The organism is Candidatus Baltobacteraceae bacterium (genome assembly GCA_035502855.1).
Lineage (GTDB): Bacteria > Vulcanimicrobiota > Vulcanimicrobiia > Vulcanimicrobiales > Vulcanimicrobiaceae > Aquilonibacter.
Window position 1 is genome coordinate 26479 of the sequence record DATJTX010000031.1, and the last position, 23299, is coordinate 49777.

The 23299-nt window shown below is 64.4% G+C and carries 18 protein-coding genes and 1 tRNA gene; all 19 read left to right on the plus strand.

The window, feature by feature from the left end:
• The first annotated feature begins 10 nt into the window (after nucleotides 1–10).
• The gene (locus tag VMF11_12660; GenBank protein ID HTU71155.1) at nucleotides 11–256 is read left to right on the plus strand and encodes a hypothetical protein; all 246 of its coding nucleotides are present in this window, start codon (nucleotides 11–13) and stop codon (nucleotides 254–256) included.
• Nucleotides 257–267: 11 nt separating this feature from the next.
• Nucleotides 268–1092: a 3-keto-5-aminohexanoate cleavage protein gene (locus tag VMF11_12665; GenBank protein ID HTU71156.1), complete on the plus strand. Its 825-nt coding sequence runs from the start codon at nucleotides 268–270 to the stop codon at nucleotides 1090–1092.
• A 48-nt stretch (nucleotides 1093–1140) separates the two neighbouring features.
• Entirely contained in the window at nucleotides 1141–2115 is a 975-nt protein-coding gene (locus VMF11_12670; protein ID HTU71157.1) for an ABC transporter permease, read from the plus strand.
• A 4-nt stretch (nucleotides 2116–2119) separates the two neighbouring features.
• Nucleotides 2120–3058 (plus strand): oligopeptide ABC transporter permease, encoded by a 939-nt coding sequence (gene opp4C, locus VMF11_12675; GenBank protein ID HTU71158.1) that lies wholly within the window; start codon nucleotides 2120–2122, stop codon nucleotides 3056–3058.
• A gap of 40 nt (nucleotides 3059–3098) precedes the next feature.
• Nucleotides 3099–3185: transfer RNA gene (locus tag VMF11_12680), tRNA-Leu, on the plus strand.
• A 173-nt stretch (nucleotides 3186–3358) separates the two neighbouring features.
• Nucleotides 3359–3859 carry a hypothetical protein gene (locus tag VMF11_12685; GenBank protein HTU71159.1) on the plus strand — a complete coding sequence of 167 codons (501 nt, stop codon included), beginning with the start codon at nucleotides 3359–3361 and terminating at the stop codon, nucleotides 3857–3859.
• Between the two features lie 95 nt (nucleotides 3860–3954).
• Nucleotides 3955–7413: an efflux RND transporter permease subunit gene (locus VMF11_12690; protein ID HTU71160.1), complete on the plus strand. Its 3459-nt coding sequence runs from the start codon at nucleotides 3955–3957 to the stop codon at nucleotides 7411–7413.
• Nucleotides 7414–7444: 31 nt separating this feature from the next.
• Nucleotides 7445–8206 (plus strand): copper amine oxidase N-terminal domain-containing protein, encoded by a 762-nt coding sequence (locus VMF11_12695; protein ID HTU71161.1) that lies wholly within the window; start codon nucleotides 7445–7447, stop codon nucleotides 8204–8206.
• A 17-nt stretch (nucleotides 8207–8223) separates the two neighbouring features.
• Entirely contained in the window at nucleotides 8224–8841 is a 618-nt protein-coding gene (locus tag VMF11_12700) for a DsbA family oxidoreductase (GenBank protein ID HTU71162.1), read from the plus strand.
• The gene (locus tag VMF11_12705; GenBank protein ID HTU71163.1) at nucleotides 8838–9605 is read left to right on the plus strand and encodes an SDR family oxidoreductase; all 768 of its coding nucleotides are present in this window, start codon (nucleotides 8838–8840) and stop codon (nucleotides 9603–9605) included. Before VMF11_12700 ends, VMF11_12705 begins: the two co-directional genes overlap by 4 nt.
• The gene (locus tag VMF11_12710) at nucleotides 9602–12163 is read left to right on the plus strand and encodes a M1 family aminopeptidase (GenBank protein HTU71164.1); all 2562 of its coding nucleotides are present in this window, start codon (nucleotides 9602–9604) and stop codon (nucleotides 12161–12163) included. The genes VMF11_12705 and VMF11_12710 overlap by 4 nt, the downstream gene beginning before the upstream one ends.
• A 19-nt stretch (nucleotides 12164–12182) precedes the next feature.
• On the plus strand, nucleotides 12183–13631 hold the full coding sequence (gene dacB / locus VMF11_12715) for a D-alanyl-D-alanine carboxypeptidase/D-alanyl-D-alanine-endopeptidase (protein HTU71165.1): 1449 nt from the start codon (nucleotides 12183–12185) through the stop codon (nucleotides 13629–13631).
• Nucleotides 13632–13653: 22 nt separating this feature from the next.
• Nucleotides 13654–15063: a metallopeptidase TldD-related protein gene (locus tag VMF11_12720; protein ID HTU71166.1), complete on the plus strand. Its 1410-nt coding sequence runs from the start codon at nucleotides 13654–13656 to the stop codon at nucleotides 15061–15063.
• A complete protein-coding gene (locus VMF11_12725; protein ID HTU71167.1) occupies nucleotides 15050–16381 on the plus strand; it encodes a TldD/PmbA family protein in 1332 nt (443 codons plus the stop codon). Before VMF11_12720 ends, VMF11_12725 begins: the two co-directional genes overlap by 14 nt.
• Before the next feature lie 39 nt (nucleotides 16382–16420).
• A complete protein-coding gene (locus VMF11_12730; protein ID HTU71168.1) occupies nucleotides 16421–17830 on the plus strand; it encodes an NAD-dependent malic enzyme in 1410 nt (469 codons plus the stop codon).
• Nucleotides 17831–17866: 36 nt separating this feature from the next.
• Nucleotides 17867–18559, plus strand: a complete 693-nt coding sequence (locus tag VMF11_12735; protein ID HTU71169.1) for a response regulator transcription factor — start codon at nucleotides 17867–17869, stop codon at nucleotides 18557–18559.
• A complete protein-coding gene (locus VMF11_12740; protein HTU71170.1) occupies nucleotides 18556–20022 on the plus strand; it encodes a PLP-dependent aminotransferase family protein in 1467 nt (488 codons plus the stop codon). The genes VMF11_12735 and VMF11_12740 overlap by 4 nt, the downstream gene beginning before the upstream one ends.
• 40 nt (nucleotides 20023–20062) lie before the next feature.
• The gene (locus VMF11_12745) at nucleotides 20063–22447 is read left to right on the plus strand and encodes a hypothetical protein (GenBank protein ID HTU71171.1); all 2385 of its coding nucleotides are present in this window, start codon (nucleotides 20063–20065) and stop codon (nucleotides 22445–22447) included.
• A gap of 23 nt (nucleotides 22448–22470) precedes the next feature.
• The gene (locus VMF11_12750) at nucleotides 22471–23298 is read left to right on the plus strand and encodes a hypothetical protein (GenBank protein HTU71172.1); all 828 of its coding nucleotides are present in this window, start codon (nucleotides 22471–22473) and stop codon (nucleotides 23296–23298) included.
• Nucleotide 23299: the final 1 nt, after the last annotated feature.

Genomic DNA, 23299 nt, shown 5'->3' on the forward strand with positions numbered 1-23299 from the left:
TGGATCTGAGATGAAACAGCGTACCGTCTTCGATGCAATTGCGATCGCCGGTTTGATCGTGCTCTTCACTTTTGCTCTCGACCGCGGATGGCACTGGCACACGTGGCGGATTCCGGTATATACGCTCGCGGTGTACTTGTTCTCGTGGACCCTCGAGCGCTTTCCGGAGCGCAGTTGGGTGCATCAGTCGATCGTCTTCATCCGGGTGGCGGTCGTGCTAGCCGCGTGCTGGGCGGAGTTCCACTTGCCGCGCTGAACCTTGCTCGGATGCAGCCGCTGATCATAACCTGCGCTCCGGTCGGCGCCGAAGTCACGCTCGATCAAACGCCGCACTTGCCGCACACGCCGGCCAAGCTCGCGGAGACGGCGCGCGCGATCCGCGCCGCGGGCGCGTCGATCGTTCACGTGCATTGCCGGAACGACGACGGCACGAACACGCACGAACTCGCGCGATTCAAGCAAGCCTACGACGCGATCCGCGGCGCGAGCGACCTCATCGTCCAATTTTCCACCGGCGGCGCGATCGGGATGACACCCGAAGAGCGGGCGAGCGTGCTCCAGCTGCGTCCCGAAATGGCGACGCTGACCTGCGGCACGGTGAATTTCGGCGACGACGTCTTCGAAAACAGCTTTCCGATCATGCGCGGCATCCTTGCGAAGATGCGCCAGTACGCCGTTCGCCCGGAACTCGAGATCTTCGATAAGGGACACATCGCCAACGCGCGCCGTCTGGCCAAGGAAGGTCTGCTGAATTTCCCGCAACACGTCGACTTCGTGCTGGGGGTGCCCGGCGGGCTCGAGGCGACGGTCCAGAATCTCTGCGACCTGGTCGATAACCTTCCGCTGGGCTGCACGTGGTCGGTTGCCGGAATCGGACGCGCACAAGTATCGATGGCGTTGGCGGCGATCGCGATGGGCGGCCACGTGCGCGTGGGCCTGGAAGATAACCTGTATTACAGTCGCGGGCGCTTGGCGCGCAATGAGGAACTGGTGGCGCGCGTGGCTCGTATCGCCGAGGAGGCCGGACGGCCGATCGCCGCCCCCGACGAGGCGCGCGAGATCCTCGGCCTGCAGAAGTTAGCCGCAGCTTAAGAGCGGATGAAGGTGCGCGGGGCCGGGGCTCTTAACTAGCCGCCGTTCGTGTTTACCTATGTCCTGCGCCGGACGCTCGCGGCCATCCCGCTGTTGCTCCTGATCTCGATCATTCTGTTCGTGATCTTGAATAACGCTCCAGGCGGCCCGCTTGCGCCGTATCTGCAGAACCCGCACATCACGCCGGCCGACATCGAACGGCTCAAGCACAATCTCGGACTCGACAAGCCGATCTGGTATCGCTACCTGGCCTGGCTCGGACAGATTTTCCACGGCGACTTCGGGTATTCGACCAGCAATTCCGAGCCGGTTCTACAAGCGATCGGTCAGCGGATCGGTGCGACGATCGAACTCATGGGCGTCTCGTTCGTCGTCGCGCTGGGCATCGGGCTTTCGGCCGGTATGTTTTCCGCGGTGCGTCCGTACTCGTTTGCCGATTATTTCATCACGACGCTGGCGTTCTTCGGCCAGTCGATGCCGGTCTTCTGGTTCGCCCTGATGCTGCAACTGCTCTTCGCGGTGCATGGCATTCCGCTTCCCGGGGGATACGAGATCGTCTTGCCGTCGGCAGGGCGATGCAGTACCGACACGTGCACGTTCGGTGACGCGATCGAACATCTCGTGCTCCCGGTCATCGTGCTCGCGCTGCTCAATCTTGCGTTGTACAGCCGCTTCATGCGCTCTTCGCTGCTCGAAGTGACCAAGACCGACTACATGCGCACGGCCGCGGCCAAGGGACTTGGCCCGGGCACGATTCTGTTCAAGCACGGCCTGAAGAATGCGCTCATTCCGGTCGTCACGATCGTCGCGCTCTCGTTTCCCGGCGTTTTGGGCGGCGCAATCGTGACCGAGCAGATCTTTGCCTGGCCCGGCGCCGGCCGCATGTTCTATGCCGCGCTGCAGCAGAGCGACATCGCGCTGATGATGGGCTATCTGCTGATCATCGCGGTGGCCGTCGTCTTCTCCAACCTGATCGCCGACCTACTCTACGCATGGCTCGATCCGCGCGTGAGATACGACTAAACCGATGGCATCGACGCTTCCGGCAAGCGCGCACCCATTCGACGACGACGACGCCGTCTATTCGAAGGTCACGTTTTGGACCCGTCTGCGCCGTCACCGTCTCGCGGTCGCCGGCATCGTTGTGCTTTCGATCATCGTGTTATGCGCGGTTCTGGCGCCGCTGCTCGCACCGTTCGACCCCAACGCGATCGACAACGTGCACTGGCAGGGAACGCCGCTGCCGCCGTGTTTCCAGGATCATATCTTGTGCGGCGGACATCCGCTCGGCACGGACGAGGTCGGCCGCGATCTGCTCTCGCGCCTGCTCTACGGCGCGCGCATCTCACTGACGATCGGCATCTTCACCGTCCTCTTCGAATTGCTCATCGGCGTGACGCTCGGCTCGCTCTCGGGCTACTACGGCGGCTGGGTCGATTGGCTGATCATGCGCATCACCGACGTGTTCCTCTCGATCCCGCTCCTGCCGCTATTGCTGGTACTGACCGCGATCGTGGCCGCGAGCTCGAACAAGGCCGCGCTCAGTTTTTGGGTGATCGTGCTGATCATCGGGGCGCTTTCGTGGCCGACGGTGGCGCGCTTGGTGCGCGCCTCGTTTCTCGTACTGCGCGAACGCGAGTTCACCGAGGCGGCGCGGGCCGTCGGCAACGGCGACTTGCGAATCATCTTCCGGCACCTCTTGCCCAACGCCGTCGCCCCGATCGTGGTGCAGGCCACGCTCGACGTGGCCAACGTCATCGTGCTCGAATCCACGCTCTCGTTCTTGGGCTTCGGCATCCAGCCGCCGACCGCGTCGTGGGGTAACATGCTCTCGGACGCGCAGGCCAACCTCCAAATCGCATGGTGGGCGGCGGTCTTCCCCGGCTTGTGCATCCTCTTCACCGTGCTCTCGATCAACTACATCGGCGATGGCCTGCGCGACGCCCTTGACCCGAACATGAAGTAGGCTATAAACTAGCGCAGTTGTCCAAAAAGAACCCTCATGCGCGCAAGTGGCGGAATTGGTAGACGCACTAGCTTGAGGGGCTAGCGGGAGCAATCTCGTGCTGGTTCGAGTCCAGTCTTGCGCACCAAAACCAAAGGGCCCTGAAATGGGCCCTTTGGTTTTGGTGCGCAAGACTACGGACTCGAACGCGAAGCGACTTCGAGTCACGCGCAGGACGCGCGTAGAGGTCCCGAGGGCAGGATGCCCGGCCGCGCGTTAGCGCGGCGGGACCCTTCAGTCTTGCGCACCAATTCAACAGCGATGATTCAGGATTGGAGCGTGGTGGCCCAGATTGCGGCCGGCGCGAGCGCGACCTTGTTGGGCCTGCTCTTTGTGGCCGTCCAACTAAACCGCGAGTGGATCGTAAAACACGCCGCGCTGCGAGGGCGAACGATTCAGACCCTTCTGATCTTCATGCTTCCGCTGATCGCGTCGGTTGTGCTTGCCATCCCGCATCAGTCGGTTCGCGTGTTGGGCGCGGAACTCGTGGTCATTGACTGCTTGTATGGGACGGGGCTTGTTGTCGTGAGCCGTATGAACAAAGCGATCACGCCACTCGACCGGTTGCGCAACATCGGTCCACCGGGCCTGCTGACCACGCTGGTCACGCTCATCTCGGGCGCAACGCTCGTATGTGGTCAATCGAGCGGACTTTATTGGCTCGTGGCGGCCATTGTTCTAGCGCTCATCGGCGGCGTTGGCGACGCCTGGATGCTTCTTATGGGTGACGTCGTCGGAGACGGCGGGAGGCCGCGTTACTAGCACCGCATCGAGAGCCGGAAGGCCCCTTAGGCATTGAAACAACGGCCGAGCCTCGCCCGTAGTGGTAGGCATAGCTGCCTCGGGAGAGTTTCGTTGTGTGGTTAACGCGCTTCGCCATCAGTCGCCCCGTGATCACGGCCATGATTTTCGTGGCGCTGGTCGTTTTCGGGACGATTTCGTATTTCGAGCTGGGGCGCAGCAACAATCCGCCGGGCACGACGTTCCCCATCGTCGAGGTCGACGCGTCCTATCCCGGCGCCTCGCCGCAAGACATGGAGAAGCTGGTCATCAAACCGATCGAAGATCAGCTCGACGGCATCGACCACCTCGATCTTATTAGCGCGACGGCCCAGGAAGGCACGGCGACGATCGTCGTGCAGTTCAAGCTCGGCACCGATTTGGACCTTGCCGCAGTCGACGTGCAGCGCCGAGTCGACACGGCCCGCGTGTACATGCCGACCGATCTCGATCCACCGGGCGTGTATAAGAACGGCAGCAGCGAGCCGCTGCTCGACATTGCGGTCAGCTCGGACTCGCTCTCGCAGCCGCAGATCGCCGACCTCGTCAATAACCAGATCAAGCCGCTGATCAGCCAAATCCCCAACGTCGCGAGCGTCAACGTCTATGGTACGGCGGACCGCGAGTTCCACGTCTATCCCGATCCCGTTGCACTCGTCGGAACCGGTGCAACGCTGGAAGATATTTACAACGCGGTCTCCTACAACAACGCCAACGTGCCGGGCGGAATCATGACGCAGCCGACGCGCGAAGCGACGGTCGCGATCCACGCCTACATCGATCACGCCAGCGACATCGCCGCGATACCGCTTTCACCGGTAGCGGTGTTGAACTATCCGGTGAAGTCCCTCAAAATCGGCGACGTCGCGCGGGTCGAGGACGGCCACGTCGAGATGCGCACGATCTCCCATTACAACGGCTTGCCGCGCGTCTATCTCAGCATCGGCCGCGACATCAACAGCGACGAGATCAAGGCGACCGAGATCGCGCGCGAGCGCATGAAAACGATCGAGTCCCAGTTCCCGCAGCTCAAGTTCACGGAGATCGACGCACCGGCGGATTACACCGCGAAGTCGTTGCTCGGCGTGGGACAATCTCTGATCGAAGGCATCTTCCTCACCGCGATCGTGATGCTGCTCTTTCTCCACGCTTGGCGCAACGCGGCCGTCATCTTCCTTGCGATACCGACCTCGATTCTCTCCACGTTCATCGTCATGCGCGCGCTCGGCTTCCACATCGACTCGATGTCGATGATGGGACTCTCCTTGATCATCGGCATCTTGGTGGACGACTCGATCGTCGTGCTGGAAAACATCACGCGCCACCGCGATCTCGGCGAAGACCCGATGAGCGCTGCAATCAACGGGCGCACGGAAATCGGTAATGCCGCGATTGCGATCACGATGGTCGACGTGGTCGTGTTCCTGCCCGTCGCCTTTTTGCCCGGCATCGTCGGCGCGTACCTGAAGGAGTTCGGCGCCGTGATCGTGATCGCGACGCTTTTCTCGCTTCTGGTGTCCTTTACGCTCACGCCGCTCCTGGCGGCGAAATGGAGCGTCAAAAAGCGTTCCGAGGCGACGCCGAAGTGGCTGCTGGCGCTCGACAGTGCGGTCGTCAATGCGGCGCTGTTCCTGACCGCGGTCGGTGCGTTCGTGGCAGGTATGGTGTTCCAAGTGATCTTGCTCAAGGTCGTCGGCATCCTGATCGTGGCGGTGTTGATCCTCAACCTCTTCGTTCACCGCTATGACGGCATTCTCGAAGCCTACCGCGCGAAGTGGCTGCCGTTCGCACTCGAACACGGATCCTTTGTGATCTTCACCTGCACGCTGCTGCTGACCAATTCGCTAGCACTCGTCGGTGGAGGTATGAACGCTCTCTGGGTAGACGCGGCCTGGCTCGCTGGTCTCGTTCTCGCGTATGCCGTTGCCGCTTTCGTCCGCCGAGGGCGCCGCTACACGCGCGGGTTCGCCTCGCTGGGGACCTTCCGCCCCCTGACCGTTCTCACGTTCCTCATGCCGGTCGCTTTGGGTGCGGCAATGACGGCGCTTGGCGGCATCAATTTCGATTTCGTTCCGCAAGAGCAAACCGGGCACATCAACATGACCGTCACGTATCCGCCGGGGACGCCGATCACGATGACCGATCACTATGTGACCCAATTGGAAGACGCGATCTTGAAGATCGACGGCGTCAAGGACGTCAGTTCCACGGTGGGGCGTAAACCGTCGGGTTGGGGATCCTCGATCGGCGGCAACTATGCCCAGCTCGGCGCCGACATGCAGCCCGACCGCCGCGGTGACACCAACGCGACCATTGCGAAAATACGCAAGCTCGCCTATCTGGTTCCGGGCGGTGAACTTCAAGTGGCCGGCGACAGCGGTAACGGGTCGGGCGCGGAGATCTTCTACGCGCTCTCAGGACCGGAAGACGAGATCGCTCCCGCGGCAGAAAAAGTCGCATCGGTTCTTCGCTCGACGCCGGGATCGGTGAACGTGCAGACCAGCGCGGAAAACGGTGCACCGCGCCTCAACGTCGACGTCGATCCCGCCAAATGCGCCGTGCTGGGCGTTTCCCCGGCTGACGTTGCGACGGTTGCGCGCATCGCGATTGCGGGCGCGGTCGCGACCAAGGTGCGAACCTCGACCGGCTTGGTAGACGTGCGCGTGCAATTCCCGGGCGCCGATCGCACCAACGTTGCGCAGCTCGAGAACGTGCGCGTTCGTGCCAACGACGGCACGCTCGTACCGATCTCGTCGGTTGCGACGTTCACGTGGGCGACGGCGCCGACGAAGATCGAGCGCCTCAACCGCCAGCGCGTCGTGAACGTTTTCGGTGACGTGCTCCCCGGCTACTCGCTCGGCGCGGTGACCGCGCCGCTCGAAGCGAAGCTCAAGCAGCCCGGTTTCCTCCCCCAAGGCGTGAGTACGACCGCCCAGGGCGACACGCAGTTCATGGAAGAAACGTTCACCAACATGGGCATCGCGCTGATCCTTTCGTTCATGCTCGTGTACATGCTGATGGTGATCCTCTACGGATCTTTCGTGGAACCGCTGATCGTGATGTTCTCGGTTCCTATGGCGATCATCGGCGCGTTGATCTTCCTGGCGCTCATGGGCCGGCTCGAGCCGGATCAGGGACAATCGCTCAACATCGTCTCGATGCTCGGGATCATCATGCTCTTCGGGTTGGTCGCCAAGAACGGTATTCTGCTGGTCGACTATTCGAACACGCTGTGCAAGCGCGGGATGCGCGTGCGCGATGCGGTGCTGCAGGCGGCGGCGACGCGCTTCCGTCCGATCATCATGACGACCGCGGCGATGATCTTCGGCATGCTGCCGCTTGCTCTAGGTTTCGCCGAGGGCGGCGAATGGAGGCAAGCGATCGGTACCGTCATCATCGGCGGCCTGCTCAGCTCGCTGATCCTCACGCTCTTCCTGGTGCCGATGATCTACAACACCTGGATCGGTTTCTTCGACCGACGCGCCGACCGCAAGGCTGTTGTCTCCGAACTGGAGACCTCACCCGCGATAGTTTAGCAGCGCCAACATGGCTGGGTAAAAGCGGAGCATGATACAACGTCTACTCGGCGCCGCGGCGTGTGCGCTGCTACTTCCTGCCGCGGTCATCGCGCCGGCCCTCGCGCAGCAGAGCGCCGGCGTCACCGTCATCGTGAACGGGCAAACGATGAACTTCCCTCAGCCGCCGGTCGAACAGGCCGGGCGCGTCTTCGTTCCGCTCCGCGGAATCTTCGAACAACTCGGGGCGAGCGTCGTGTACCAGAACGGCACGATCAACGCGACCGGTAACGGCCGCAACGTTTCGCTGCACATCGGCTCCACCCAGGCGACCGTCAACGGTCAGCCCGAAACACTCGACTCACCTCCGTTTATCGAGAACGCAACGACGCTCGTGCCGCTGCGCTTCATCGCCCAGGCGCTCGGCGCGTCGGTCAACTGGAACAATAACACCTCGACCGTAGCGATCTACAGCGCCCACGGGCATTCGGCCAGCGGTTACCGCGGCAACGCTTACAATGCTCCGCCGGAGCAACCGATGAACGCGGGGGCGTACGTCACCAATCGTGAGCCGGTCGGCATGACGCGCGATCGCGATCCGGCGATCTCGGCCGATTTCGCGCGGCCGGTGCGCCGCGATTCGGTGCACGTTACGCTCGACGGACGCGACATCACTGGAGCCGTCGATGTCAGCAGCGACGGGTTCCAATACACGCCCGATCGCCCCCTCTACCCGGGACGCCACACCATTCGTGTCAGCGGCGTGACCCAAGAGGGCGCCTCCTTCTCGACGAGCTGGGATTTCACCGTGTAAAACGGGAAGCACCACGGGTGCGAATCGACATCTGGAGCGACGTCGTCTGCCCGTGGTGCTACATCGGGGTCTCACGTTTTGAACGCGCGCTCGTGCTGTTCGACGGCGAGGTGACGATCCGGCTCCATCCGTTCCAACTCGATCCCGACGCACCGATTCCCGGAATCCCGGCGCGCGAGCGGTATGCCGCGAAATTCGGTGCCGAAGCCCCCGCGATACTGGAACGGGTTACGCGCGAAGCCGCGAGCGAGGGCTTGACCTTCGACTTCGACCGCGCGCTGACCGCGAACACGTTCGATGCGCATCGAGCGATGGCGTATGCGCGCGAGTACGGCCTCGATCGCGATCTCGAAAAGCAGCTCTTCCGCGCGTACTTCACGGATGGTCTCGACGTGAGCGACCACGGCGTACTGGCCGATGCAGGTGCGCGACTGGGTCTGGACCGCGCAGAACTCGCTGCGTATCTCGAAAGCGATCGGGGCGTCGACGAGGTGCGCCGCGAACTGGTGGACGGATTCGAACGCGGGATCACGGCGGTGCCGAGTTTCGTCTTCGAAGACGAGTTCTTGGTTCCGGGTGCGATCGATACCGCAAGCTTCGTTCGCGTCCTCGAGCAGATGCGCGCGGTTCGATGATGCCCCGCGCGCGCCGCGCGCTCGTCACCGGCGGCGGGAGCGGCCTCTCTTCCGGCATCGCCGCCGCGCTTGCGGCCGACGGTTTCCAGCACGTTGCCATTACCTATCGCGCGAGCGAACCCGGTGCAGCGCTGCGTGCGATCGAGGCCGCGGGTGCAACGTCGAGCGCGGCGCACGTCGATTTCTCCGGCGAGGCTGCGGCGATCGCCGCAGCGCTCGAACGCCTGGTCGTCGATCACGGCCCGATCGATACGTTGGTCCACGGCGTCGGGGCACTCACCGTCAAGCGTTTTGCCAACCTCACGCTGGACGATTACGATCGGCTCTTCGAAGCCAACGTCCGCAGCGCTGTGCTCGCGACCCGCGCCGTGTTGCCGGCGATGCGCGAAGCACGGTTCGGCCGTATCGTCGTTTTCGGCAGTAACGGGTCGAGCGCGACGCTGCCGTTTCGCGGGTTCAGCCTCTATCAAGCTTCGAAGAGCGCGTTGATCGCGTTCGCGCGCACGCTGGCGATCGAAGAGGCGCCGAACGGCGTGACCGTCAACGCGATCGAACCGGGCGACATTCGCGACAAAAGTCAAAGCCGTGAAGCTGCCCGCTTTCAGGAAAGTTCCAATCCGCGCGGACGCCCCGGCAGCGTCGACGACATTGCCGACGTCGTGCGGTTTTTGGTGGCGCCCGAGCGAGACTTTATGACCGGAGCGGTGATCGCGGTCACCGGGGGGTTGACGCAGGCCGACGGGCGAAACGCGAAGCGTCCATGAAATATCGCGATGACAATGAGACGCACCGCGCTTTCGCGCTACCCGGTTCCCCATTGCAATACGGTCCCGACAAGTCGGTCGCCGTCGAACACATCGATCTCCGCCTCGAACCGGACCTCGAACGCCGTTCGCTCGAAGGGATCTGCACCACGACGGTACGTGCGTACGACGAACCGGTCGAGCAGCTCGTCCTGAACGCCGTCGATCTCGCGATCGCCTCGGTGGAGCGAGACGGGAAGCCGCTTGCATTCGAGGCACGTGACGAGAAGCTCGACGTCCGGTTCGAGCCGCCGCTTGCCCCACATGAGCGCGCTACTTTCCGGATCGCGTACAGCGTAACGCGCCCGCGGCATGGGCTTTTTTTCATCGAACCGACGCCGCAGTATCCGCGCAAGGTGCGCCAGGCGTGGACGCAGAGCCAGGACGAGAATGCGCGCTATTGGTTCCCCGCGCTCGACTATCCCTCCGAGAAGCAAACTACCCAGACGACCGTCATCGTCCCCAAGGGGCTCTTCGCACTGTCGAACGGTGCGCTGGTCGAGCGCAGGGACGAAGGCGATCGCACGATCTACACCTATCGCGAGGACGTTGCGCACTCGACGTATCTCATGACAATGGTGGTGGGGCCGTTCATCGAGGCGCGCCAGGGCGACGCCGGCGCACGCAGCGTGCCGGTCTTTTACTACGTGCTTCCGGGCCGCGAAGCCGACGGCGCGCGCTCGTTCGGCAACACGCCAAGGATGATCGAGGCGTTCGAGCGCGCTATCGGAACGCCGTATCCGTACGCGCGCTATTCGCAGATCGCCGTGAGCGACTTCATCTTCGGCGGTATGGAGAACACGTCGGCGACGACACAGACCGACCGCACGCTTCACGACGAACGCGCCCATCTCGATTTTTCGAGCGATCCGCTCGTGTCACATGAGCTCGCGCATCAGTGGTTCGGCGATCTGCTCACCTGCCGCGACTGGTCGCAAGCTTGGCTGAACGAAGGCTTCGCGACGTACTTCGAATGCATCTGGCGCGAAGTCGACCTCGGATACGACGAGTATCTCTACGACGTCTTCGGCTGCGTCGCACGCTATCTAGAGGAAGACAGCGAGCGCTACCGGCGCCCGATCGTGTGCAACCGCTTCCGCGATCCGATCGAAGTATTCGACCGCCATCTCTACGAGAAGGGCTGCGCCGTGCTGCACATGCTGCGCTGCGAGCTCGGTGATCTCCGCTTCTGGCGCGCGATCGGCCGTTACGTGCGCGACAATGCGCAGCGCACGGTTGAAACGATCGACTTGGTTCGTGCGATCGAAGAAGAGACTGGCCGTAACTTGCGCGGGTTCTTCGACCAATGGGTCTATCGCGGCGGCCATCCCGAAGTCGAGATCGGCGTGAGTTGGGACGCTCAGCGCAAAGCCGCCACCGTGACGATCGAACAAAAGCAGACCGTCGACGATGAGAACCCGCCGTATCGATTCGACGTCGATCTCGGGTTTTGCGCCGGCGTTCCCGCGGCGATTGCTGCGAACGCCGGCCCCGGACCGCTGGCGGGCGAGCGGCGCATTCGCGTACGCGTCGAGCGTGCGCACGAAACCGTGACCGTCCCGCTCGACTTCGAGCCGAAGCTGGTGCGCTTCGACCCCGGCGCGTCGCTGCTCGGCAGCATCACGTACAAACTCGGTCCGACGTTCGCAGCCGCCGCTTTGCGAGGCGATCCCGATCCGGTTGCGCGCATTCGTGCGGCGCGCGAACTCGCCAAGGACGGTTCGCAAGGCGCCCGCGAGGGGCTGCGCGCGGCGTTCGAGCGCGATCCGTTTTGGGGGGTGCTCGCCGAAGCCGCGCAAGCGATCGGCAAAACGCGCGCACCGTGGGCGCGCGAGCTGCTTCTGAACGCGCTGCGGCACGCACATCCGAAAGTGCGGCGCGCCGTTGCCGATGCGCTGGGTGAGTTCCGCGCTGCGGACGTCGCGACCGCGCTGCTTGCGCTCGGGAAGGGCGACCCGTCGTATTTCGTCTGTGCGGCGGCGCTCGCATCGCTCGGAAAGACGCGCGATCCGCGCGCATTCGACGCGCTGGTTACCGCGATCGGCGGCACGTCGTGGAACGCGACGGTCGAAGCCGGTGCGGCGCGCGGACTTGCCGAACTCGCGGATCCGCGCGCGATCGATCCGTTGCTCGACGCCGTGCGATTGGGCCGTGACGAAGGCTTGCGCCGCGTTGCCGCCGGCGCGCTTGCACGCGCTGGCGAACTGCTCTACGAAGCGCGAGCGCGGATCGCCGATGCGATCGTGCAGCTGCTCGACGATCCGATGTTTTTGGTTGCGTTGGCAGCGATCGCAGCGGCCGAGGCGCTCGAAGATCCGAGCGCGCTGCCGGCGCTCGATCGCCTTGCCGTCAGCGGCTTCGACGGCCGCATCCGGCGCGACGCCGCCGAAGCCGCAATGCGGATCCGTGAAGCGGCAAAAGTTCCCTCTCAAGTGAGCGCTCTGCGCTCGGACCTCGATAGCCTGCGTGAAGAACAGCGTACGTTACAAGAGAAGATCGAAGCGCTCTCGCGGCATTAGACGCCGCCTCATCCTCGTCGTGGTGCTGGCCGTCATCGCACTCGCGATCTGGTCGCTCCTGCGCGGTTGTGCTGCGCGCGCCCCTGCGCCTAGACCGAACCAAACGGCTGCGGCCGCCCGTCCGGTGCCGCGCCCGGCGCCGTGGAGCGCCGCAGAGATCGCGCGATTGCATCGGGACCTGACCGACGCGTTCGCGCCGGCGCTCTCCGACCGGTACAGCCTAGCGGTAATCGACGCGACCGGAAGGGTGATCTATGCCGATCGCGCGCGCTCGGCAGTCACACCCGCCTCGGTGCAAAAGCTCATCGTCGCCGACGCCGCGCTGAATGTGCTGGGCACGAACTATCGCTTTCACACGCTGCTCGCCGCAACCCAAGCACCGTCGAACGGCACGCTCGAGGGTAACCTCTGGTTCATCGGATCGGGCGATCCCTCGCTCCGCAGTGATGACCTGCGTAGCGGCGTGCGTCTGCTCGCGCGCAGCGGTCTGAGGCACATCGACGGCGCGGTTGCGGTCGACGCGACGGCGATGAGCGGTCCGGAAATCAATCCGCACTGGGATCCGAGCGACGCCAACGAAGATTTCCAGGTGCCGACGAGCGCGGCTTCGATCGACGACGACACGGCCGAGTTTCGCGTCTATGGCGGAATGCCGGGCTCTCCCGCGCGGGTGGCCGTCGTTCCGGCTAGCCGCGACGTGCATGTGACCGGGGAGGTGCGCAGCAGCACGGGTGAGGATGACGTCATCATCGCGGCGGATTCGCCGAATAACTTTGCCTTGAGCGGCGCGATTCCGGCGCAGACCGAGGAGAAGTTCTGGTTGCCGGTGCACGATATGCCGGTCTACGTCGGTGACGTGCTCGCGCACATGCTGCGTCAAGCGGGCATTACCACCTCGCAGCAGCCACAGGTCTCCGCGGCGCCCCTCGATTCGATCGTGCTCTGGGATCACCGCTCCGCTCCGCTGCGAATGGTTATCGAACACATGCTCTACGTTTCCGACAATCACTACGCCGAACAGCTGATGCGCACGCTCGGGATCGATATCGAGGGCCGCGGCGACGACGCCGGCGGACTGGCTGCTGAACGATCCTTCTTGAATGCGCGCGGCATTCCGACCGACGGCATGCGCATCGTGGACGGAAGCGGATTAGCGGAGAGCAACCGGGTGGCGGCCATCACGCTCGCGCGAATTCTCAGCGATGCCGAATTGCGGGACCACGGTGTCGAACTCTACGACTTGCTGCCGGCCGGCGGACGCGACGGAACACTGACCGACTACGACTTTACCACCGCTCTTGGGCGGGTCCGTGCCAAGACCGGGCATTTGAGCGATGCCGATTCGCTCGCAGGATACGTGAATACGATGCACCACGGGCGCGTCGCCTTCGCGTTCATGATCAACGATTCGCCGGGCGATCCCGACAGCGCGTACGTGCGCGCGGTAGACGAACTCGCCACGTTTTAAAGGAAGGCTCGTTCAACCCGCCATGCTCGATCGCGACGTCTACCGCAAGCTTCTTGCCCGCGCACTGCGCCACGGCGGCGATTTTGCGGACATTTTTTGCGAGCGGCGTCTGTCCTACTCGTTCCGGCTCCAGGACGGCCGCATCCATGAAGGCTCGAGTTCCGTTGCGCAAGGCGTCGGCATTCGCGTGGTGATCGGCGAATCGGCGGGCTACGCTTATAGCGACGAGCTCGATTTCGATGCGTTGCTGCGCGCCGCCGAGGCGGCTTCGCTGATCGCGCGCGGTGCTCCGGCGCAGACGATTGCGCTTGCGGATCTCACCGGCACGCAAGTCGCGGCGCCTTACGATCAGTCGCGGGTTTCTCACGCACCGGCGCAGCAATATGTAGACCTGCTCGATCGAGCCGATCGCAGCGCGCGTGCATTCGATTCGCGCATCGTAGCCGTCAACGCGCACGTTGCCGACCAACTGCAGGACGTCTGGATCGCGACGAGCGACGGACTGCTCGTGCACGACCATCGTCCGATGATCGCGTTTGGCGTACAAACGGTGGCGAAATCAGGCGGTGAACGCGGAGCGGGCTACGTGGGAGACGGCGGGCGGACCTCGATTGCGTATTTCGACGATCACACGCCCGAAGTGCTCGCCGGCGACGCGGCGCGTATTGCGGTGACGAATCTGCAGGCCGAACCGGCGCCTGCCGGTGAGATGGAGATGGTTGTCGGCGCGGGCGGCGGCGGCGTGTTGCTTCACGAAGCGGTCGGGCATGGTTTAGAGGGCGATTTCAACCGGCGTGGGACCTCGCTCTACAGCGGGCGAGTCGGAGAGCGCGTGGCGAGCGAATTGGTGACGATCTACGACGACGGGAATCTACCGGAAGAGCGCGGCAGCGTTTCCGTCGACGACGAAGGCGTTCCCGGTCAACACAAGGTGCTGGTCGAAGACGGCGTGTTGCGCGGTTACATGCAGGACGAGCTCAACGGGCGTCTGATGGGCGTCGCCTCGACCGGCAGCGGACGCCGTCAGTCGTTCCGCTTCTTGCCGCAGCCGCGCATGTGCAATACGTACATGCCGAGCGGCACGAGCAGCGTGGAGGAGATCATCGCCTCGACCAAACGCGGTCTCTACGCCAAGGCGTTCGCGGGTGGCCAAGTGGAGATCAGCAAGGGCGACTTCGTGTTTATGGTCGCCGAGGGGTATCTGATCGAGAACGGCAAGGTGACGGCGCCGGTGAAGAACGCGACGATCGTCGGCAACGGACCCGAGGCGATGACCAAGGTCGTCGCCGTCGGAAACGATAGCCGTTTGGCGCGCCGCCATTACACCTGCGGAAAAGCTGGGCAACGCGTGCCGGTCGGTGTCGGTATGCCCACGCTCAAGATTTCATCCATCACCGTTGGAGGCACCGGATCGCTCCATGACGGACAGTGACGCGATCGAAGTCGCTGCCGGCGCCGTCGACTTCGCTTTGGAAGCCGGTGCCGACGCAGCGGAGGCGGCGTACGCGATCGCCGAGCGATTTCACGTCGAGGCGCGCGATGCGACGATCAGTAAACTGGAGCGCTCGACCGGGTCGAGCCTGCAGCTGCGCCTTTGGAACGGCGGACGCCACACCTCGTTCTCGACCTCGGATCTTCGTCCGGCGGCGTTGCGAGAAGCGGTCGCACGCGCATTCGAGCAGTCGGCGTATGTTGCCGCCGACCCGTACGCCGGCCTTCCCGACGAGAACGGATCGTTCGGCGGCGATCTCGAGCTTTTCGATCCGCGCATCGCGCAATTCGAAGGCGCCGCCAAGGTCGATGACGCGCTCGCGCTCGAGCGCGTCATCCGAGCCGTCGATCCGCGCGTCGTCAACTCCAACGGCTCACACTACTCCGATGCAACGAGCACGATCGCGTTGGTAAACTCCCGCGGGTTTCGCGGGCTGTACTCGGGCACGCGTGCGTCGCGATCGACCGCCCCCGTCGCGCAAGCGGACGGCACGAAGCGGACGGCCCATTATGGAACGGCAGGGCGCTTCATGCGCGACCTCGAGCCGGCCGAACGCGTCGGCGCGATCGCCGCGCGGCGCGCGGTCGAGATGTTCGGAGCGCGTAAACCGTCCACCATGCGCGTGCCGGTGATCTTCGAGCGCGACGTCGCGGCGGCCGTTCTCGACGATATTTTCGCGGCGGTCGCGGCTTCGAACGTGGCGGTGGGCAATTCTTGGCTGGCCGACCGGATCGGCGAGCGCGTCGGCAGCGAACTCGTGACGATTATCGACGACGGCACGTTACCCGGCCGCTTGGGCAGCGCACCATTCGACGGCGAGGGCGTGGCGACGCGCCGGACCCCCGTCTTCGAGGCCGGGATCTTGCGCACGTTTCTCTTCGACGCGTACTACGCGCGTAAGCTGGGCGCGCGGACCACGGGCAATTCTACCGGCGGGGGAATCGGCCCGAACAATCTCTACCTCGAGCCCGGGGCGAAATCGCTCGAGGAGCTGATCGCGGCGACCCCGCGCGGCGTTTTGGTCCTCGACACGATCGGCTTTGCCGCTGAGCATGCTTCCGGCGCGTACAGCCGGGGAGCGCGCGGCTTCATGATCGAAAACGGCGAGCTGACCTATCCGATCGACGAGTTCACGATAGCCGGGAACTTTGCCGCGATGCTTGCGGCCCTCGACGCGGTAGCGAGCGATCTACGCTTCGACGGCGCAACGGCTGCCCCGTCGTTTCGCGTAGCGGAGATGACCGTCAGCGGAAATTGAGAAGGAATGCCTCCTGTAACCATTAGCTTCACCCTAGTCATGCGTATCGAGATGCCGAACGAGAACGGCGCGTTCGGTGTGCTTGCCAACGCCATCGGCGATGCCGGCGGAGAGATCGTCGCCGTCGACATGCGTTCGGTTACACGAGCGCGCGTCGTGCGCGACGTAACCATCAACGTCAGCTCGGACGGAATCGGCACCGAAGTTCGCAATGCGGTTGAGCGGCTGGAAGGCGTGCGCGTCGTCTCGGTTTCCGATTCCACATTCCTGGCTCACCTGGGCGGCAAGATCCGTATCGAACCGAAGATGGCGGTCAAGACGCGTAAGGATCTTTCCATCGTTTACACGCCGGGCGTCGCTCGCGTCTCCATGGCCATCGCCGCCGATCCGTCCAAGGCGTTTCAGCTCTCGATCAAACGCAACACCGTTGCGGTCGTATCCGACGGTACGGCAGTGTTGGGTCTGGGCGACATCGGACCGCTCGGTGCGCTGCCGGTCATGGAGGGCAAGGCGATGCTCTTCAAGCAATTTGCCGGTATCGACGCCTTCCCGATTTGTCTGGAGACCAAGGACGTCGATGAAATCGTCGAGACGGTCGTCCGGATCGCGCCGGTCTTCGGGGGAATCAACCTCGAAGACATCTCGGCTCCGCGGTGTTTCGAGATCGAGCAACGGTTGATCGAGCGTCTCGATATCCCCGTGATGCACGACGATCAGCACGGGACCGCAGTCGCCATTCTCGCCGCGCTGATCAATGCGGCCAAGGTCGTGGACAAGGATTTGCGCGATCTGCAAGTGGTCGTTTCGGGCAGCGGCGCGGCCGGAACGGCGACGATCAAGATGCTTCTGGAAGCCGGGGTGCGCGACGTCATACCGGTCGATCGCAATGGAGCGATCAATCGGGAGGAGCGCTACGACAACGCGCACTGGCGATGGCTGGCCGAACACACCAACCGTGAAAACCGGCGCGGTACGTTGGGGGACGTGCTCGCAGGCGCGGACGTGTTCATCGGCGTCTCGGCGCCGGGCATCCTTCAGCCCGACCAGATCCGCGGGATGGCACGCGATCCAATCGTCTTTGCCATGGCCAATCCCACGCCGGAAATCATGCCGGACGTTGCCGCGCCGGTTGCCGCCGTGGTTGCTACCGGCCGCTCGGACTTTCCGAACCAGGTGAACAATTTGCTCGCCTTCCCGGGTATTTTCCGCGGCGCGCTCGACGTGCGCGCGAGCCGGATCACGGAACGGATGAAGCTGGCGGCGGCCTATGCAATCGCCTCGATCGTGACCGAGGAGGAGCGCGGCGCGGAATACATCATTCCGAGCGTTTTCGACCCCCGCGTGGTGGATGCGGTGGCAAAGGGGGTGGGCGCGGCGGCAGTCGACGAAGGCGTAGCACGGCGAACGCTGGTAAAGACCGAAGAAGAAGAGATTGATTCTAAAGTCTAGCCGCGTAGCGGCCGAGGTGAAAAGAGTGAGTGCTCGATGGCTCTAGCACGGATGTTGGTAATTGAGGACGACGAGGACGTCGCTCGCTTAGAGCAGACGGTCCTCGAGCGTGCCGGTTACGAGGTTCGGGTGACGTCGAGCGGTGCCGAGGGGCTGGAATTGGCGGACAGCTACAAGCCGGACGTGGTCGTGCTCGACGTCGGCTTGCCCGACATCTCGGGCCTAGACGTCTGCACCTCGCTTTCGAATTCGAACAACGCCTTCATCCTGATGGTCAGCGGCCACTCGCGCGAGCAAGACATCCTGCTCGGCCTGGGGTTGGGCGCGGACGACTACATCACCAAGCCCTTCTCGGGCAACGAGCTGGTTGCGCGCATCGCCTCGTTTCTGCGCCGGCGCGAGAAATTCGCGCAGAAGAAAGAGGGCAACAATATTCTCGCCCTGGGCAGCTCGCAGCTCGATCGCGATTTCCATACGCTGCACAACGGCGGCACGAACGTCTCGTTGACCGCACTCGAGTTTCGATTGCTGTGGTTTTTAGGTGAGGCTGAGGGCCGGCTTCTCACCCGTGCCCAAATTCTCGAGCAGGTGTGGAACGACACGTCGGGTGTCCCGACCCGCGTGGTCGACGTGCACGTAGCGGCGCTGCGCAAGAAACTGCTCGAAGTCGACGCCCCGCTCGAGATCTCGAGCGTACGGGGCATCGGCTATCGCCTCGACAAGCGTTGACCGACGGACGTGACTTCTCCCGAGCTTCCCTGAGCCTCGACCCGCGAGACGGTCGTCCCCTCTACGTTCAACTCGCCGACCAGTTCGCGGAAGCGATCGAGTCCGGCGCGCTCGCGCCGGGCGACCGGCTTCCCGCGATGCGCGTGCTCGCGCGCGATCTGGGCTGCGCCCTCGTCACGGTCACGCAAGCGTACGAATTGCTGGCGGCGCGCGGACGCGTCCTCTCGCGTGTCGGGAAAGGCACGTTCGTCGCCGGGCCGCCGGAAGCGCCGACGCCGTTTTCCCCGCGGTGGGAACCCGACGTCTCGCGCTTCTCGCGCGCGCAGCGGCTCGACGGTGTCATGGAGCAGCTCACCCGCGCGAATCATCCCGGCGCGATTACGCTGGCAACCGGACATCCGGCGCCCGAAACGTTTCCGCTCGCCGATTTCGGCCGCGCGGTGCATCGGACGCTTCTCGACGATCCGCCCGAGATGATGCAGTATCGTTCGTCTGCCGGCGATACGCAGCTCTGCGAAACCTTCGCCGAGCTCTTGCGCTCGCGCGGCGTGCAGGCCGATGCAAGCGAGGTGCTCGTGTGCAGCGGCGCACAGCAAGCCGCCGATCTGGTGGCGAACGTGCTGCTCGAAGCGCGCAGCGTCGTCGCCAGCGAGAGTCCAACCTATTCGGGAACGCTCGGCGTCTTCGATGCTCGCGGCGTGACATACGTCGAAGTCCGCAGCGATGATGACGGCGTGCGTGTCGACGACGTCGAGCGAGTCTTCGCCGAATATCGCCCGCGCTTGTTCTACGTGAATCCGATCGCGCAGAATCCGACCGGCGCCGTCTTGCCGGCTCGCCGCGCGAAGCAGATCGTCGCACTTGCACGCCGGTACGATGTCATGGTGTTGGAAGATCAGACCGGCTGGCAGCTCACCTATGACGGTCCCGCGCCGCAACCGCTTGCCGCGTTCGACACCGACGGCCGCGTGGTGGTAATGGAGAGCCTCTCGAAGTCGATCTTCCCGGCGCTGCGCATCGGATACGTTTACGCCCGCGGCGCCATCGCCGCGGCGCTCGAAGTGGCGAAGATGCGCGCCGACGTCTTCACGTCGACACTCACGCAGCGGGCGCTTTGGCGCTTCATGAACTCGCCCGCATATCAACGCCACTTGCGCAGCTCCCGTGCGCTTTATCGCGAGCGCCGCGATGCGTTCGTCGATGCGCTCGGCGAATATGTTGCGTGGTCACAAATTCGTTCTCCGGCGGCGGGCGTGAACGTTTGGCTGCCCCTCCCGTCGCGGATCTCGACGCAGGCGGCATTTGATGCATGCGCGCGCGAAGGCGTGCTGGTGATGCCGGCTGAGCCGTTCTATCCGACGCGAACGGGACCACCGGCATTGCGGCTTTCATTCGGTCATCTCGAGAAGGCGGCGGCGCGCGAAGGCGCTCGCCGTGTCGGTCGCGCGCTCGAGCTTCCCTGACGAAAAGGTTCCGCGGACCGCGCGTCCGTAGCCTAACCGGGTGAAGCCTGTAGGACCCATTGCGGCGGCATTGGCCGCCGTTTTGCTGGGCGCGGCACCGCGTTCGGCTCCGTTGACCGTCTACTCTGCTCCTGCGCGCGACCGGCTTGCCGGTGCGTCGGCAGAGCGAGCAACCGATGCGGTTTTGCCCGACGGACGCATCGCGGCGCCGCTGGGCGATGCGATCTTCGTCGGCACCGATCCGCTCGCCGTCGCCGTTACTCCCGACGGCCGTTACGCGATCGTCGCCAATGCCGAACAAAATCCCAATCCGCCGTCGCCGCCGCGATCATCGTCGAATATCGTCGCCGGCTATTCGCTTACCGTCGTGGATACGCGCACGATGCGGATCGCGAGCGTGTACCACGATCCCGCACTTGCACTCTTCACCGGCCTAGCCGTAACCCGCGATCCTTCCAATCTCTTGCGCACGCTCGTGCTCGTGCCCGACGGCGCACACGGCGTCGTTCACTTTTTCGATTTGAACCCCGATGGGTCGTTGACGCTCGAGCAGCAGAATGTCGCCGTCGGCGGATTTGCGGACGCAATAGCGCTCGCGCCGAACGGACGCACCGCCTACGTCGCGAGCGATCTCGGTAATCGCGTTACCGCAATCGACGTCGGCGCGCGACGGGTGCTCGGTGATGCGCAAACGGGATATTTCCCGGCGGGTATCGCCGCCGCCGGCGATCGGCTCTACGTCGTGAACGGCGGGCTCTCGAGCTACGGCGCGCTCTCGCAGCCGGTGCGCGCCCCGCGTTTCGCCAATCCGGCATCGGACGAAACGCAAGCTTCCTCGCTCTCCGTCTTCAGTTTGCGCCCGACCGGTGAGATCGACATGACGGACGCGCTGCCGAACCTTGCGATGGATCCGACACCCGACGGCGCGGTGGACGTCGGCGGCGCGCGTCCGGATGCGATCGTGGTGCGTCATCATGGCGCGTACGCATACGTCACGATGGCCAACGTGGACCGCGTTGCAACCGTTTCGCTCGACGGCGAACCGCACGTCGTCGCAGGATTGGATCTGCGGCAAGCCGTCGGCTGGCCGTACGGTACGCAGCCCAGCGCCGAGGTGCTCTCGCGCGACGACAGACGCCTCTACGTCGCGCTGGCCGGCCTGAATGCCGTAGCCGTACTCGATGCGCGCGCGCCGGCGCGGCTGCACCGGCTCGGACTCATTCCCACCGGCTGGTATCCCAGCGCGCTCGCGCTCTCGCCGAACGGACGATATCTCTACGTCACTTCGGCCAAGGGAGTCGACGGGTGGGGCGAATTGCAGCGCATCGACTTGCGGAGGCTGCCGCTCGAAGCCGCGACGCTCTCCGCGTTTCGCTACGATCGCACGCCGAGCGCTGCCAAGCTCAATGCCGTCGTCCCGCCGATGGGTTCGGGGAAGCGCAGCAGCGTCATCGATCACGTCGTGTACATCGCGATCGGCGACCAAAATTACGACGCGATTTTCGGCGATCTGGGAGAAGGCAACGGCGACCCGGCGTACACCGTCGACGGCGCAAGCGTGACTCCGAATCTGCACGCACTCGCGAAGGCATACGGCATCGCCGACAACTTTTACGTCGCCGATCCGGACCCCGATATCAACGCCCAGGCCTCGCTCGCGGGCGAGGCCTCGCTCTACACGCAGCGCGTGCTGCACGTCAACGCGGCACGGATGCCGCTCGACGACCATGGCAACGATCCCGAGGATTACCCCCGGGCGGGCTATCTCTTCAACGCGCTGGCGCGAGCCGGGCTCTCTTACCGCGATTACGGCGGAATGCTGACCCTCTCGGGCTATCGACCCCAAAGCCCGCCCCGATCCAGAAACGGCCGGCCTGCGCCGGCCTTGGGGGGGCCGGGCGGGCTCTATACGCTCGATGTGCCGGCCTTGGCGGCGCTCGACGGGCACGTGGACCTGGATTATGCCGGGTGGAACCCGCAGATCGGCGACGGCACCCGGGCGGACGAGTTCATCGACGACATGAGCCGGTTGGTGCAGGCGGACGAGGAGCCGGCGTTCACCTACATTCGGCTTCCCGCCGCGTCGGCAGACGGCTTAGCCGGAGCCGATCGCGCGCTCGGCCGCGTGATCGCCTTCCTGAGCGGCACGCCCCACTGGTCCTCGACCGCCGTCTTCATCGTCGGAGAAGGCGTTCTCAGCCCGCGTGATCACGTCAATCCGGCACGTAGTTTTGCCCTGGTCGTTTCCCCGCTGGCGCGGCCCGGCTACGTGGGCCACCGGCACTTGAGCGTGGCAAGCGTGGTCAAAACTGAAGAAGAGCTCCTCGGCCTCCCGGCCCTCTCGCTCTCCGATCTGCTCTCAACCGACATGGCGGACTTTTTCGGAGCGGTCCCGTATCCGTCGAGCTACCAAGCCATTCCGTAAGTCCTCGACAAGCAAAGGAACCGATGACGAGCATCGACTTTGGGCCGCGCCTGGTGGGCACACCGACCGGCAAACTGCGCGCCGCCCTTTTAATGAAGCCGAACGCCGCGCTCGAAGCGGCGAAGGCGCTGCCCGGCGAACCCGGCGCGGTGTACACGCGCGCGCTCGAACAGCACGAAATTCTCCGCAAGACGCTCGCGTATTTCGGCGTCGAGGCGATCGTGCTCGAACCGCGCGGTGACGATCCGTACGAGACCGCGATCGGCGATGCCGCCGTGGTGTTCGAAGACGGCGTGCTGATCATGCGCCCGAGCGCAATGTCGCGTCGCGCGGAGGCGGATCGCGTGGAGGCGGAGTTTTCGCGGCACGATATTCCGATTGCCGGATACATCGCGGCGCCGGGACTGCTCGACGGCGGCGACGTGCTGCTCGTCGGCCGTACGGCATTCGTAGGCAACGGAACGCGCGGCAACGCCATCGGCCGCGCGGGTTTCGCCGCAGTTGCCGGCGCGCATGGTTATCAGGTCGTGGAAGTTGCGCTCGCGCCCGACGTTTCCTCGCTGCGGTCGGTCGCCTGCGCGGTCGCGCGCGATACGGTCGTGATCGCGCCCGATAAACTCGACGCCCGCGCGTTCGCGGGATTTCGTACGATCGGAGTCGATCTGGGGGAGGAGCGCGCCGCCGGCGTGCTCTGTATCGGCGAACACCACGTGATTGCCGACGTGCGCTATCGCACGACGCTGACGCGTCTGCGCAAGGCCGGCGTGGTCGTCGAGGGCATCGATCTCTACGATTTCGAGAAGGTCGGTATCGCGCCGGCACTGCTCGCCCTCGCTTTCAAGCGCGACTGAG

Coding starts and splice junctions, on each gene's coding strand:
- VMF11_12660 (HTU71155.1), top strand. CDS start 11: ATGAAACAGCGTACCGTCTTCGATGCAATTGCGATCGCCGGTTTGATC.
- VMF11_12665 (HTU71156.1), top strand. CDS start 268: ATGCAGCCGCTGATCATAACCTGCGCTCCGGTCGGCGCCGAAGTCACG.
- opp4C (HTU71158.1), top strand. CDS start 2,120: ATGGCATCGACGCTTCCGGCAAGCGCGCACCCATTCGACGACGACGAC.
- VMF11_12685 (HTU71159.1), top strand. CDS start 3,359: ATGATTCAGGATTGGAGCGTGGTGGCCCAGATTGCGGCCGGCGCGAGC.
- VMF11_12695 (HTU71161.1), top strand. CDS start 7,445: ATGATACAACGTCTACTCGGCGCCGCGGCGTGTGCGCTGCTACTTCCT.
- VMF11_12705 (HTU71163.1), top strand. CDS start 8,838: ATGATGCCCCGCGCGCGCCGCGCGCTCGTCACCGGCGGCGGGAGCGGC.
- VMF11_12710 (HTU71164.1), top strand. CDS start 9,602: ATGAAATATCGCGATGACAATGAGACGCACCGCGCTTTCGCGCTACCC.
- VMF11_12720 (HTU71166.1), top strand. CDS start 13,654: ATGCTCGATCGCGACGTCTACCGCAAGCTTCTTGCCCGCGCACTGCGC.
- VMF11_12725 (HTU71167.1), top strand. CDS start 15,050: ATGACGGACAGTGACGCGATCGAAGTCGCTGCCGGCGCCGTCGACTTC.
- VMF11_12730 (HTU71168.1), top strand. CDS start 16,421: ATGCGTATCGAGATGCCGAACGAGAACGGCGCGTTCGGTGTGCTTGCC.
- VMF11_12735 (HTU71169.1), top strand. CDS start 17,867: ATGGCTCTAGCACGGATGTTGGTAATTGAGGACGACGAGGACGTCGCT.
- VMF11_12750 (HTU71172.1), top strand. CDS start 22,471: ATGACGAGCATCGACTTTGGGCCGCGCCTGGTGGGCACACCGACCGGC.